Below are 15925 nucleotides of genomic sequence, written 5' to 3'. Positions count from 1 at the left end.
GTGAGGAATGGAAGATGGCCACAGAGCAGGAACTCCTCAAGTACCTCAAGCGCGTCACGACCGAACTGCACGACCTGCGCCGCCAGGTCCGGCGGAGCGCGGACGAGCCGGTCGCGATCGTCGGCATGGCCTGCCGGCTGCCCGGCGGCGTGACGACGCCGGAGGAGCTGTGGCGCCTGGTCGCCGAGGGCCGGGACGCCGTGTCCGACTTCCCCGCCGACCGCGGCTGGGACCTGGACGCCCTGTTCGACGACGACCCGGACAAGACGGGCACCACCTACGCCCGCCAGGGCGGATTCCTGCGGGACGCCGGTCTGTTCGACGCCGAGTTCTTCGGCATCTCCCCGCGTGAGGCGCTGGCGATGGACCCGCAGCAGCGCCTGCTGCTGGAGACGTCCTGGGAGGCACTCGAACAGGCCGGTATCGATCCCCTGTCGCTGAAGGGCGCGGACGTCGGTGTCTTCAACGGCATCATGGGCGTCGACTACTTCCTCGGCGGCAACCTCCCCGCGGAACTGGAGGGTTACGCCGGCACCGGCGGCGCGGGCAGCGTGGCATCGGGACGGGTGTCGTACGTCTTCGGCTTCGAGGGGCCGGCCGTCACCGTGGACACCGCCTGCTCCTCCTCCCTCGTCGCCATCCACCTCGCGGCCCAGGCCCTGCGGCGCGGCGAGTGCTCGATGGCCCTGGCCGGCGGCGCCACCGTCATGGCCACCCCGCACACCTTCGTGGACTTCTCCCGGCAGCGGGGCCTCGCTTCGGACGGCCGCTGCAAGTCGTACGCCGACACGGCCGACGGTACGGGCTGGGCCGAGGGCGCGGGTGTGGTCGTACTGGAACGGCTGTCGGAGGCGCAGCGCAAGGGCCACCGGGTCCTGGCGGTGGTGCGGGGCAGCGCGGTGAACCAGGACGGTGCGTCCAACGGCCTGACCGCCCCCAACGGTCCCTCGCAGCAACGGGTGATCCGCAAGGCGTTGGCGGCGGCCGGGTTGACGCCGGCGGACGTGGACGCGGTGGAGGGCCACGGCACCGGCACGGTCCTCGGCGACCCGATCGAGGCGCAGGCCCTCCTCGCCACCTACGGCCAGGACCGCGAACAGCCCCTCTGGCTCGGCTCGTTGAAGTCCAACGTCGGTCACACGCAGGCCGCCGCCGGTGTCGCCGGCGTCATCAAGATGGTGCAGGCCCTGCGCCACGGCATCCTGCCCGCCACCCTGCACGCCGACGAACCCAGCACCCGAGTCGACTGGGACGCCGGCGCCGTCCGACTCCTCCACCGGAGCAGTCCCTGGCCCGACATCGACCGGCCCCGCCGGGTGGGCGTGTCCGGCTTCGGCGTCAGCGGCACGAACGCCCATCTGATCCTGGAGCAGGCACCGGAGGAGCCCGCCACCGAGCCGGCGGCACCGGTACCGGCCGATGGTGTCGTGCCGGTGGTCGTGTCCGCGCGGAGCACCGGTGCGCTGGCCGGACAGGCGCGACGACTGGCCGGCTTCGTCGACGACGACAGCGACACCCCGTTGGCGGCCGTCGCCGGAGCCCTCGTGTCCCGGAGGGCAGTGCTGTCCGAGCGGGCCGTGGTCGTCGCCGGGTCGCGTGAGGAGGCGGTGGCCGGGCTGCGGGCACTGGCCGAGGGGGAGACCGCCGCCTCGGTGGTCACGGGCACGGGGGCCAGCGGGAAGACGGTGTTCGTGTTCCCGGGGCAGGGATCACAACGGGTCGGTATGGGCCGGGAGTTGTATGACCGGTATCCCGTGTTCGCGCAGGCCTTGGATGACGCCTGTGCCGCCCTGGACGCACAGCTGCGTCTGAGGCAGTCGGTCAAGGACGTGGTCTTCGGCGTCGGTGACGCGGGTGACGGTCTGCTGGACCAGACGGTGTTCACGCAGGCCGGATTGTTCGCGGTGGAGTCGGCGTTGTTCCGGCTGGTGGAGTCGTGGGGTGTACGACCGGACGTGCTGGCCGGGCACTCCATCGGCGAGGTCGTGGCGGCGCACGTGGCGGGGGTGCTGTCACTGGAGGACGCGGCGGCGCTGGTCGCGGCGCGGGGCCGGCTGATGCAGGCCCTGGCACCGGGCGGTGCGATGGTCGCGGTGGCCGCGAGTGAGGCGGAGGTCGCCGGACACCTTGGTGAGGGTGTCGACCTCGCCGCCGTCAACGCGCCCGGTTCGGTGGTGCTCTCCGGTGAGGAGGGGGCCGTTACGGCCGTGGCGGAGAAGCTGCGGGAGCAGGGCCGTCGGGTGAAGCGGCTCACCGTGTCGCACGCTTTCCACTCGGCGCTGATGGAGCCGATGCTGTCGGACTTCGCCCAGGCCCTGTCCGGGCTGACGTGGAACGAGCCGTCCATTCCGGTGGTGTCGAACGTGACGGGCGGGCTCGCGGGGCCGGGCCAGCTGTCCGACCCGGGGTACTGGGTGGATCACGTCCGTCGTCCCGTCCGGTTCGCGGAAGGCATCGGTGCCACGGGCGGGTCGGTGTTCCTGGAACTCGGCCCCGGCGGGGCTCTGAGCGGTGCCGTCGCGGAGTCGGCGGGTGAGGACGCGGTGAGCGTGCCCGCACTGCGCGACGAGCGCGGTGAGGAGGAGACGCTGCTGCTGTCCGTGGCGGAGCTGTTCGTCCGCGGTACGCGGGTGGACTGGGCCGCCGTGCTCCCCGAGGGCGCGACCGAAGCGCACGTGGACCTGCCGACGTACGCCTTCGACCACCAGCACTACTGGCTGAACATGGCGGAGTCGGTGGTCGACGCGGCGGCCCTGGGACTGGCCGGTGCCGGGCATCCGTTGCTGGGCGCGGTGGTTCCGTTGCCGCAGTCGGACGGGCTGGTCCTCACTTCCCGCCTGTCCCTGCGCACGCACTCCTGGCTGGCCGACCACGCCGTCGGGGGAGTGGTGGTCGTGCCCGGCACCGGGCTGGTCGAGCTGGCCGTACGCGCCGGTGACGAGGTCGGCTGCGGAGTGCTGGACGAGCTGGTCGTCGAGGCACCGCTGATCCTGCCCGAACAGGGTGCCGTACGCCTCCAGATCACCGTCGGCGGGCCGGACGGGGCCGGCGCCCGGAGCGTGGAGGTGTACGCGGCCCCCGACGACACCGGCGAGACGAACGGGCCTGCCACCTGGACCCGGCACGCCACCGGGATCCTCACGCCGGCGGCCGGTGCCCCGGCGACCGGCGGCTTCGACTTCACCACCTGGCCGCCGCCCGGCGCACAGCGGGCCGGCACCGAGGAGCTGTACGCCGAGCTGATCGCCCACGGCCACGCCTACGGCCCCCTCTTCCAGGGCCTGCGCGGCCTGTGGCGGCGCGGCGACGAACTGTTCGCCGAGGCCGCGCTGGCGGAGGAGGACCAGACCGAGGCCGACCGGTACGGCGTGCACCCGGCACTGCTGGACGCCGTCCTGCACCCCGCCGTCCGGGAGGCCGTCGCCGGAGACGCCGCCCAGGTGTGGCAGCCGCTGGAGTGGAACAGGGTCGTCCTGCACGCCACGGGCGCCACGGTGCTGCGCGCCCGGCTCGTACGGTCCACGGCCGGCGTCGTGTCGGTCGAGGCCGCCGACGAGACCGGCGGCCCGGTCCTGACCGCGGACGCCGTGACCCTGCGGCCGGTCCCCGCGGACCACCTGGCGACGGCGGACTCCGCCCCCGGCGCGGACGACGCGCTCTTCCGGGTGGAGTGGACCGAGCTGCCCGCGCCCCGGCAGACCCCGGCCGTACCGGAATGGGTCGCGCTGGCCGACCGGAGCGAGGTGAGCGCACTGACGGACGGCGCCGAACCGCCGGCCGCCGCCGTGTTCGACTGCACGGCGGACGGAGGCGACGACACGGCGGCGCTCACCTTGACCAGCAGGGCGCTGGATGTCGTCCAGGCCTGGCTGGCCGCACCCGGTCTGGACGCGGCCCAGCTGGTCGTCGTCACGCGGGGTGCGGTGCCGGCGGGCGGGGTGGAGTTCGTGACCGATCCGGCTGCTGCGGCGGTGTGGGGTCTGGTCCGGGTGGCGCAGGCGGAGCATCCCGGGCGGTTCGTGTTGCTCGATGTGGGTGAGGGCGTGGAGGTGGAGGCGTCGCTCGCTGCTGTGCTGGCCTCTGGTGAGCCGCAGGTGGCGGTTCGTGGGGGTGGTCTGTTCGTGCCGAGGCTGGCTCGTGGGGTGTCGGTGGGGGTGCCGGTCGTTTTCGATGCGGCGGGGTCGGTGCTGGTCACGGGTGGTACCGGTGCGCTGGGTGCGTTGGTGGCGCGGCATTTGGTGGAGCGGTACGGGGTGCGGCATCTGGTGCTGGCCAGCCGGCGGGGTTCGGCGGCCGAGGGGGTCGCGGAGTTGGTGGCCGGGTTGTCGGGGTTGGGTGCGGAGTCGGTGTCGGTGGTGGCGTGTGATGTGTCGGACCGGGCGTCGGTGGCGGGGTTGCTGGCTTCGGTGGTGGCGGAGCGGCCGTTGGCGGGTGTGGTGCATACGGCGGGTGTGCTGGACGACGGTGTGATCGGGGCGTTGTCGTCGGAGCGGTTGGCGGGTGTGTTTGCGCCGAAGGTGAGTGCAGTCGCGCATCTGGACGAGTTGACGCGTGAAGTGGCGCCGGAGTTGGGTGCCTTCGTTGTGTTCTCGTCGGCTGCGGGGGTGTTCGGGTCGGCGGGGCAGGGTAATTACGCGGCGGCGAACGCGTATCTGGACGCGGTGGTGCAGCGTCGTCGGGCGGCCGGGTTGCCGGGTGTGTCGCTGGCGTGGGGTCTGTGGGAGCAGGCCACCGGCATGACCGCCCACCTCGGCACCGCCGACCAGGCCCGCATGAACCGCGGCGGATTCCGGGCGCTCGCCCCCGGCGAGGGACTGGACCTTTTCGACGCGGCCCTGCGCGCCGGCGACCCCCTGCTCGTCCCGATCAAACTGGACCTGAGGGCCGTACGCGCCGAGGCCGCGGCCGGCGGCACCATACCCTCCCTGCTGCGCACGCTGATCCCCCACAGCCGGCGCGCCGCCGCCCGGATCGCCGCCGGACGCGGCAGCGGCCTGACCGGCCGGCTCGCGGGCCTGACCCCGGCCGAGCAGGAGGCCCTGCTCCTGGACCTGGTCCGCGCCCACGTCGCGACCGTGCTCGGTCACAGCGGCCCCGAGAAGGTCAAGGCCGACAAGGCGTTCAAGGACGCCGGCTTCGACTCCCTCACCGCCGTCCAACTGCGCAACCGGCTCCGCGAGACCACCCGGCTCGGCCTCCCGGCCACCCTCGTCTACGACTACCCGACCCCGCTCGCGCTCGCCCGCTTCCTCCGCGACGAGCTGGCCGGGCCGAACGGCGACGCCACCGGCGCGGCGGCCCCCACGGTCGTCGTGGCCGACCCGGACGAACCGATCGCCGTCGTGGGCATGGCCTGCCGCCTCCCCGGCGGTGTCAACAGCCCCGAGGAACTGTGGCGGCTGGTGTCCGAGGGCCGCGACGCCATCTCCGGATTCCCCGCCGACCGCGGCTGGGACGTGGACGACATCTTCGACACCGACCCCGACACCATCGGCACGTCGTACGTCGACCAGGGCGGCTTCCTCCACGAGGCTGGCCTGTTCGACGCCGGGTTCTTCGGGATCTCCCCGCGCGAGGCGCTGGCGATGGACCCCCAGCAGCGACTGCTGCTGGAGACCTCCTGGGAGGCCCTGGAACGGGCCGGCGTCAACCCGTCCGCGCTGAAGGGCACCGACGTCGGCGTGTTCTCCGGCGTGATGACGCAGGGGTACGGCATCGGCGGCGACATCCCGCCCGAGCTGGGCGGCTTCACGGCCACCGGCTCCGCGGTGAGCGTGGCCTCGGGCCGGGTCTCGTACGCCTTCGGCTTCGAGGGCCCCGCCGTCACCGTGGACACCGCCTGCTCCTCCTCCCTGGTCGCCATGCACCTGGCCGCCCAGGCCCTGCGCGGAGGCGAGTGCTCCCTCGCGCTCGCCGGCGGCGCGACGATCATGGCGACCCCGGGCACCTTCGTGGAGTTCTCCCGGCAGCGGGCCCTCGCCCCCGACGGCCGCTGCAAGGCCTTCTCCTCGACCGCGGACGGCACCGGCTGGGCCGAGGGCGTCGGCGTGATCGTCCTGGAACGCCTCTCGGAGGCGCGCCGCAAGGGCCACCGCGTCCTCGCCGTGCTGCGCGGCAGCGCGATCAACCAGGACGGCGCCTCCAACGGCCTCACCGCCCCCAACGGGCCCTCGCAGCAACGGGTCATCCGCCGGGCCCTCGCCGCGGCCGGGCTCACCGCGCCCGAGGTCGACGCCGTGGAGGCCCACGGCACGGGCACCGCCCTCGGCGACCCCATCGAGGCCCAGGCACTCCTCGCCACCTACGGCCGTGACCGCGAACAGCCCCTGTGGCTGGGCTCGGTGAAGTCCAACATCGGGCACACTCAGGCCGCCGCCGGTGTCGCCGGTGTCATCAAGATGGTGGAGGCCCTACGACACGGCGTCCTCCCCCCGACCCTGCACGTGGCCGAACCCACCCCGCAGGTCGACTGGTCGGCCGGCGCCGTCGAACTCCTCACGGAGGCCCGGCAGTGGCCGGAGACCGGCCGTCCGCGCCGCGTCGGCGTCTCCTCCTTCGGCCTCAGCGGCACCAACGCCCACCTCATCTTCGAGCAGGCCCCCGAGGAGGAGCCCGCCGCTCCCCGTGAGCCGCATGACGGAGTGGTACCGCTGGTGGTGTCGGCGGCGTCGGCGGGCTCGCTGTCCGGCCAGGCGGAGCGGCTGGCCGCGTTCGTCGGAGACACGGGCGCCTCGCCGGCGGAGGTCGCGGGTGCGCTGGCGGCCCGCCGGGCGGTGCTGTCGGAGCGTGCCGTGGTGGTCGCCGGGTCGCGGGAGGAGGCGGTGGCCGGGCTGGCCGCGCTGGCGGCCGGTGACAGCCATCCTGCGGTGGTGCGCGGTGGTGCGGGGACCTCCGGGCGGACGGTTCTGGTGTTCCCGGGGCAGGGGTCGCAGTGGCTGGGGATGGGCCGGGAGTTGTTGGAGTCCTCGCCGGTGTTCGCGGAGCGGGTCGGTGAGTGCGCCCGGGCGTTGGAGCCTTGGGTGGACTGGGACTTGACGGCCGTGCTGCGCGGCGACGTCGATCTGCTGGACCGGGTGGACGTCGTCCAGCCGGCGAGTTTCTCCGTGAACGTTGCTCTGGCGGCGGTGTGGGCGTCGGTGGGTGTCGTGCCGGACGCGGTGGTCGGTCACTCTCAGGGTGAGATCGCCGCGGCTTGTGTGGCGGGTGCCCTGTCGCTGGAGGACGCCGCGCGGATCGTGGCCGTCCGCAGTCAGGTGATCGCGGGTGAGCTGGCGGGCCGGGGCGGCATGGCGTCGGTGGCGCTGTCCGAGGCCGAGGCGACCGCGCGTATCGCCGCCTGGGAGGGGCGCGTCGAGGTCGCGGCGGTCAACAGTCCGACATCCGTGGTGATCGCCGGGGACGCCGAGGCGTTGGACGAGGCGCTGGCCGCGCTGGAGGCCGACGGTGTCCGGGTCCGGCGGGTCGCGGTGGACTACGCCTCCCACACCCGTCATGTCGAGGCGATCCAGGGGTCGTTGGCCGAGGCGTTCTCCGATGTCCGCAGCCAGGCGCCGCTGGTGCCGTTCTTCTCGACGGTGACCGGTGAGTGGATCCGCGAGGCGGGTGTCCTCGACGGCGGCTACTGGTACCGCAACCTCCGCAACCAGGTCCGTTTCGGCCCGGCCGTCGAGGCGCTCCTCGCCGAGGGTCACACGGTGTTCGTCGAGTCCAGTGCGCACCCGGTCCTCGTCCAGCCTGTGAACGAGATCGTGGACGAGGCGGCGGGGGAGTCCGGCGCCGTCGTCACCGGCTCGCTGCGGCGCGAAGAGGGCGGCCTGCGGCGGTTGTTGACGTCGATGGCCGGGCTGTTCGTCCGGGGCGTGGCCGTCGACTGGACGGGCGTCCTGCCGGCCGGTGCCGACGGCGGGCAGGTGGACCTGCCCACGTACGCCTTCGACCACCGGCACTACTGGCTGAAGCCCACCCCCGCGGCGGACGCCGCCTCCCTCGGGCAGGCGGGTGCCGACCACCCCCTGCTCGGCGCCGTGGTCCAGGTGCCGGAGACGGGAGGCGTGCTGTGCACGTCCCGGCTGTCTCTGCGCACGCACCCGTGGCTGGCGGACCACGCGGTGGGCGGCGCGGTGCTCGTGCCCGGTACCGGGCTGGTGGAGCTGGCCGTGCGCGCTGGTGACGAGGTCGGGGGCGGAATCCTGGAGGAACTGGTCATCGAGGCCCCGCTGGTGCTGCCGGAACAGGGCGGGGTACGCGTCCAGGTCGCCGTGGGCGGTCCCGAGGAGACGGGGACCCGCACGGTCGCCGTGTACTCGGCACCGGAGGACGCCGCCGGGGACATCGGCGTCGACGCCTGGACCCGGCACGCCACCGGCACCCTGACCGCGTCGGCGGCGGCCGACCCGGCCCAGCCGGTCGCCGACCTGGCCGTGTGGCCGCCCACCGGCGCACGGAAGGTGGACCTCTCCGGCGGTTACGAGCTGCTGGCCGAGGCAGGCTACGGCTACGGGCCGGTCTTCCAGGGCGTACGAGCCCTGTGGCGGCGCGGCGACGACCTCTTCGCCGAGGTCGCCCTGCCGGAGGAGCAGCGGGCCGGCGCCGCCCGGTTCGGCATCCACCCGGCACTGCTCGATGCCGCGCTCCACCCCGCGATGCTGGACGTGGCACTCGCCGACCCCGACGGCGAGAACCGCACCGACGACGGGAACGGTGTCCACCTCCCGTTCGGCTGGAACGGGCTGCGCCTGCACGCGGCCGGCGCCTCGGCGCTGCGCGTACGCTTGACCCGGTCCGCGCCCGACTCCCTGTCCCTGGACGCGGCGGACGAGACCGGCGCGCCCGTGCTCACCCTGCGCTCGCTGGTCTCCCGGGCCGTCTCCGCCGACCAGCTCGGCGCGGCGGCCGACGACAGCCGGCAGTCCCTGTACCGCGTCGACTGGACGGAGCTGCCCGGGACCGCGGAACCGGGCACCGACCTGCCGCCCGCCTGGGTCCCGATCACCGAGCCCGCGCACGTGACCGCGCTGACCGACGGCTCGGGCGTGCCCCCGGTGGTGGTGCTGGAAGCCGGCCGTACCGAGACCGCGGACGACGCGGCGGCACTGGCCCTCACCGGCCGGGTGCTGGAGATCGTCCAGGCCTGGCTGGCCGCACCCGGTCTGGACGCGGCCCAGCTGGTCATCGTCACGCGGGGTGCGGTGCCGGCGGGCGGGGTGGAGTTCGTGACCGATCCGGCTGCTGCGGCGGTGTGGGGTCTGGTCCGGGTGGCGCAGGCGGAGCATCCCGGGCGGTTCGTGTTGCTCGATGTGGGTGAGGGCGTGGAGGTGGAGGCGTCGCTCGCTGCTGTGCTGGCCGCTGGTGAGCCGCAGGTGGCGGTTCGTGGGGGTGGTCTGTTCGTGCCGAGGCTGGCTCGTGGGGTGTCGGCGGGGGTGCCGGTCGTTTTCGATGCGGCGGGGTCGGTGCTGGTCACGGGTGGTACCGGTGCGCTGGGTGCGTTGGTGGCGCGGCATTTGGTGGAGCGGTACGGGGTGCGGCATCTGGTGCTGGCCAGCCGGCGGGGTTCGGCGGCCGAGGGTGTCCCGGAGTTGGTGGCGGAGCTGTCCGAGTCGGGTGCGGAGTCGGTGTCCGTGGTGGCGTGCGACGTGTCGGACCGGGCGTCGGTGGCGGACCTGCTGACCTCCCTGGCGGCGGAGCGCCCGTGGACGGGTGTGGTGCACACGGCGGGTGTGCTGGACGACGGTGTGATCGGGGCGTTGTCGTCGGAGCGGCTGGCCGGGGTGTTCGCGCCCAAGGTCGGCGCGGTCACGCACCTGGACGAGCTGACGCGTGAACTCGCCCCTGACCTCGGCACGTTCATCGTGTTCTCGTCGGCTGCCGGTGTGTTCGGTTCGGCGGGGCAGGGCAACTACGCGGCGGCGAACGCGTATCTGGACGCGGTGGTACAGCGTCGTCGGGCGGCCGGGTTGCCGGGTGTGTCGCTGGCGTGGGGTCTGTGGGAGCAGGCCACCGGCATGACCGCCCACCTCGGCACCGCCGACCAGGCCCGGGTGAGCCGGAGCCGCAGCCAGACCATCGCCTCCGACGAGGGCATGGACCTCTTCGACGCGGCCGTGCGCGCAGGCGACCCCCTGCTCGTCCCGATCAAACTGGACCTGCGGTCCATGCGGGCCGACGCGGCGGCCGGGCGTGGCGTACCGTCCCTGCTGCGCGGCCTGGTCAAGGCGGGCCGGCAGGTCGCACGGGCGGCCGCCGTCAGCGACGCCACCGGCGAACTCGCCCGTCAGCTCGCCGGGTTGGACGAAGCGGAGCAGGAGGCGCTGCTGCTGGACCTGGTGCGCACGCACGCGGCGACCGTGCTCGCGCACGCCGGCCCCGAGGGCGTCAGGCCGGACACGGCGTTCCGGGACTCCGGGTTCGACTCGCTCACCTCGGTGGAACTGCGCAACCGGCTCCGCGAGGCCACCGGCCTCAAGCTGCCCGCCACGGTCGTCTTCGACCACCCCACGCCGCTGGCCCTGGCCCGTCACCTGCACGGCGAGCTGGGCGTGACGACGGCGGCCGCCCCCGCACCGGTCACGGCACCCGCACTCGCCGACCCGGACGAGCCGATCGCGATCGTCGGCATGGCGTGCCGCCTGCCCGGCGGTGTCAACAGCCCGGAAGAGCTGTGGCGGCTGGTGTCCGAGGGCCGTGACGCGATGTCCGGCTTCCCCGACGACCGAGGCTGGGACCTGGAAGGCCTGTTCGACTCCGACCCCGACAAGGCCGGCACCTCGTACGTCGACCAGGGCGGCTTCCTGCACGAGGCGGCCCTGTTCGACGCCGGGTTCTGGGGGATCTCCCCGCGTGAGGCGCTGGCGATGGACCCGCAGCAGCGGCTGCTTCTGGAGACCTCCTGGGAGGCGCTGGAGCGGGCCGGCATCGACCCGCTCTCCCTGAAGGGCACGGACGTCGGCGTCTTCTCCGGTCTGATGGGCCAGGGCTACGGCTCCGGTGGGGAAATCCCCGCCGAGCTGGAGGGGTTCGTCACCACCGGCGCCGGCAGCAGCGTGGCCTCGGGACGGGTGTCGTACGTCTTCGGCTTCGAGGGGCCGGCCGTCACCGTGGACACCGCCTGCTCCTCCTCCCTGGTCGCGATGCACCTGGCCGCCCAGGCCCTGCGCAGCGGCGAGTGCTCCCTGGCCCTGGCCAGCGGCGCGGCCGTCATGTCCAGTCCCGGCGCCTTCGTCCAGTTCTCCCGGCAGCGGGGTCTGGCCTCGGACGGCCGCTGCAAGTCGTACGCCGACGCGGCCGACGGTACGGGCTGGGCCGAGGGCGCGGGTGTGGTCGTACTGGAGCGGCTGTCGGAGGCGCAGCGCAAGGGCCACCGGGTCCTGGCGGTCGTGCGGGGCAGTGCGGTGAACCAGGACGGCGCGTCCAACGGCCTCACCGCCCCCAACGGGCCCTCGCAGCAACGGGTCATCCGCAAGGCGTTGGCGGCGGCCGGGTTGACGCCGGCGGACGTGGACGCGGTGGAGGGCCACGGCACCGGCACGGTCCTCGGCGACCCGATCGAGGCGCAGGCCCTCCTCGCCACCTACGGCAACGACCGCGACCCGGAACGACCGCTGTGGCTCGGTTCGTTGAAGTCGAACATCGGTCACACCCAGGCCGCCTCCGGTGTGGCCGGCGTCATCAAGATGGTGGAGGCCATGCGGCACGGCGTCCTCCCGCCCACCCTGCACGTCGACGCGCCGTCGTCCCAGGTGGACTGGATGTCCGGAGCCGTGGAACTCCTCACCGAGGCACATGACTGGCCCGACACCGGACGCCCCCGCCGGGTCGGCGTCTCCTCCTTCGGCCTGAGCGGCACCAACGCCCACCTCATCCTGGAACAGGCACCGGAGGCGGCCGACACGCAGGAACCGGTCCTGCCGGACGGCGGTGTGACGCCGCTCGTACTGTCGGCCCGGAGCACCGGGGCACTGGCCGGGCAGGCGGAGCGCCTGGCCGCCTTCGTCGGGCGAACCGACGCCACGCTGGCCGCCGTCGCGGGTGCCCTGGTGTCCCGGAGGGCGGTGCTGTCCGAGCGGGCCGTGGTCGTCGCCGGGTCGCCGGAGGAAGCGGTGGCCGGACTGGAGTCGGCGGCGGCCGGCGAACCCTCACCGCTCGTGGTCACGGGCACGGGGACCGGGGGGAAGACGGTGTTCGTGTTCCCGGGGCAGGGGTCGCAACGGGTGGGTATGGGCCGGGAGTTGTATGACCGGTATCCCGTGTTCGCGCAGGCCTTGGACGATGCCTGTGCCGCCTTGGACACGCAGCTGGGCCTGAGGCAGTCGGTCAAGGACGTGGTCTTCGGCGTCGGTGACGCGGGTGACGGTCTGCTGGACCAGACGGTGTTCACGCAGGCCGCTTTGTTCGCGGTCGAATCGGCGTTGTTCCGGCTGGTGGAGTCCTGGGGTGTGCGGCCGGACGTGCTGGCCGGGCACTCGATCGGTGAGGTCGTCGCGGCGCATGTGGCGGGGGTGCTGTCGTTGGAGGATGCGGCGGCGCTGGTCGCGGCGCGGGGCCGGCTGATGCAGGCCCTTCCGTCGGGTGGTGCGATGGTTGCGGTGGCCGCGAGTGAGGCGGAGGTCGAGGACCACCTCGGTGCGGGTGTCGACCTCGCCGCCGTCAACGCGCCCGGTTCGGTGGTGCTCTCCGGTGAGGAGGGGGCCGTCACGGCCGTGGCGGAGAAGCTGCGAGAGCAGGGCCGTCGGGTGAAGCGGCTCACTGTGTCGCACGCCTTCCACTCGGCGCTGATGGAACCGATGCTGTCGGACTTCGCCCAGGCCTTGTCGGGTCTGACGTGGAACGAGCCGGCGATCCCGGTGGTGTCGAACGTGACGGGCGGGCTCGCGGAGCCGGGCCAGCTGTCCGACCCTGAGTACTGGGTGGATCACGTCCGTCGTCCCGTCCGGTTCGCGGAAGGCATCGGTGCCACGGGCGGGTCGGTGTTCCTGGAACTCGGCCCCGGCGGCGCCTTGAGCGGTGCCGTCGCGGAGTCGGCGGGTGAGGACGTGGTGAGCGTGCCCGCCCTGCGTGACGAGCGTGACGAGGTGCAGACGCTTTTGTCGGCCGTGGCTCATCTCTTCGTCCGTGGGTCCAAGGTGGACTGGGCGGCCGTGCTCCCGAAGGGTGCGACCGAAGCGCAGGTGGACCTGCCGACGTACGCCTTCGAGCACCGCCACTACTGGCTGCGGACGGCTCCCGCCACGGACGCGGTGGCTCTCGGCCAGAGCACGGCGAACCACCCGCTCCTCGGTGCGGTGGTGCCGTTGCCGCAGTCGGACGGCCTGGTCTTCACCTCGCGGCTGTCGCTGCGCACGCACTCCTGGCTGGCCGACCACGCCGTCGGGGGAGTGGTGGTCGTGCCCGGCGCCGGGCTGGTGGAGCTGGCCGTGCGCGCCGGTGACGAGGTCGGTTGCGGTGTCGTGGAGGAGCTCGTGATCGAGGCTCCGCTGGTCGTGCCCGAGCAGGGTGGCGTGCGGGTGCAGGTCACGGTCGAGGCCCCCGACGCGGAGGGCCGCCGCCCGGTGGCCGTCCACTCCGCGCGGGAGGACGCCGTCGGCGAGATCGGTGCGGACGCGTGGACCCGGCACGCCACCGGAATCCTCACCGGTACGCCGACCACCGCCGACGCCTTCGACTTCACCGCCTGGCCGCCGCCCGGTGCGCAGGCGGAGGACCTGTCCGGCGCGGAGGAGCGACTGCTCCGCGACGGGTACGAATACGGCCCGGTCTTCCAGGGGCTGAGGACACTGTGGCGGCGTGGTGACGAACTGTTCGCCGAGGTCGCGCTGCCGGACGGACAGCGCGACGCGGCGGCCCGGTTCGGCATCCACCCCGCCCTGCTGGACGCCGCTCTGCACCCGGCGCTGCTGGAGGTCACGGCGACGGACGACGCCCGGGTCCGGCAGCCGCTGGAGTGGAACCGGCTGGAGCTGCACGCCGAGGGTGCCACGGCACTGCGCGTGCGCCTGGCGCCGTCCGCATCCGGGGCCCTCGCGGTCCAGGCGGCCGACGAGGCCGGTGGCACGGTCGTCACGGCGGCGGCCGTCACGCTACGGCCGGTCCCGGCCGAGCAGCTGACGGCGACGGCCGGCACCGGCGCGGACGACGCGCTGTTCCGGGTGGAGTGGAGCGAGCTGCCGCCCGTGTCCGGTGCCGGTGAGGTGCCGGACGTGACGGTGGTCGAGGCCCGCAGCGGCGGTGACGACACGCCTGTGGTGCTGGCGGGTCGGGTGCTGGCGGCCGTACAGGGCTGGCTGGCGGAGGAGGACGCAGAGGACGGCCGGCTGGTCGTGGTGACCCGGGGCGCGGTGCCCGCCGCGGGTGAGGAGACGGTCACCGATTCCGGTGGGGCGGCCGTCTGGGGGCTCGTGCGGGCGGCGCAGGCGGAGAACCCCGACCGGATCGTCCTCGTCGACACCGAGACGGACGAGGTGGACCTCGACGCGGTCCTGGCGACCGGTGAGCCGCAGGTGGCCGTCCGCGGCTCGGCGCTGTACGTGCCGCGGCTGGCCCGGCTGTCCCCGGCCGACGGCTCCGGGGCGCCGGCGCTCGACCCGGAGGGTACGGTCCTGATCACCGGCGGCACCGGAATGCTCGGCGCGGCGGTCGCCCGGCACCTGGTCGAGCGGCACGGCGTGCGGCATCTGCTGCTGGCGAGCAGGCGGGGCGCGGAGGCCGAGGGCGCGGACCGGCTCGTCGCCGAACTCGGGGAGCGGGGTGCCACCGTGTCCCTGGTCGCGTGCGACGTCACCGATCGTGACGCGGTCGCCGCGCTCCTCGCCGCCGTACCGGACGCCCGTCCGCTGACCGGTGTCGTCCACGCGGCACGCGTCTTCGACGCCGGGATGATCGGCGAGATGGACCAGGACCGGATGGACCGGGTCTTCGCCCCGAAGGTGACGGCCGTCCAGCACCTGGACGAGCTGACCCGCGAACTCGCCCCCGGCCTGGCCGCGTTCGTCCTGCTGTCCTCCGCCTCCTCCGTCTTCCTGGGCGCGGGCACCGGCGGTTACGCGGCGGCCAACGCCTGCCTGGACGCCATCGCCCACCGGCGCCGGGCGGCCGGACTGCCCGCCGTCTCGCTGGCCTGGGGACCGTGGGAGCCGACGGGCGGCCAGGACACGGACGCCGGAGAGGCCGCACGGAGCCGGACCGGCCGGCGCGGAGGCGTCGTACCGCTCACGCTCGCCGAGGGCATGGAGCTGCTCGACGCGGCCCTGCCGGCGGGCGAGACGCTGGTGGTGCCCGTGAAACTGGACCTCAGGGCGCTGCGCGCCGACGCCGCGCTGGGCGCCGGTGTCGCCCCCCTGCTCCGGCAACTCGTCCGGACCGGCCGGAAGTCCGCCCGGGCCGGCGCCGGGGACTCCGGCGGACTCGCCCGCAAGCTGGCCACGCTCTCCCCGGCCGAGCAGGAGAACCTGCTGCTGACGGTGGTGCGGGGCCAGGTGGCGACCGTCCTCGGGCACTCCGGGGCGGACCAGGTCAGGGCCGAGACGGCGTTCAAGGACGCCGGGTTCGACTCCCTCACCTCCGTCGAACTGCGCAACCGGCTCCGCGAGGCCACCGGCCTCAACCTGCCCGCCACCGCCGTCTTCGACTACCCGACCCCCCTCGCCCTCACCCGCTACCTGCACGACCGGCTGGCCCCCGGCGACCAGGCCGCCCCGACCACGCACCCCCTGCTCGCCGAACTCAGCAAGCTGGAAACGCTGTTGGCCGGCACCGCGCCCGACGACTCCACCCGCGCCCAGGTCGCCACCCGGCTCCAGGGCCTGCTGACCACCTGGTCCACGGCGAACGTCGCCGAGCAGAACGCCGAGGACGGCGTGGACTTCGACTCCGCCTCCGACGACGAACTGTTCGAGCTGATCGACACCGAGTTCGGCCACTAGCCACCAGCCAC

Annotated in this window: 1 protein-coding gene; it reads left to right on the top strand. The window is 73.9% G+C overall.

Annotated features, from left to right (window positions below; genetic code table 11):
- Positions 1 to 14 precede the first annotated feature (14 nt).
- A complete protein-coding gene (locus ACZ4VF_RS02560) occupies positions 15 to 15914 on the top strand; it encodes an SDR family NAD(P)-dependent oxidoreductase (protein WP_467922670.1) in 15900 nt (5299 codons plus the stop codon).
- Positions 15915 to 15925 lie beyond the last annotated feature (11 nt).

This window comes from Streptomyces sp. NPDC029151, from assembly GCF_055564315.1.
The sequence above is the reverse complement of the archived record's forward strand: the minus strand, read 5'-3'. Positions and strand labels throughout refer to the sequence as shown.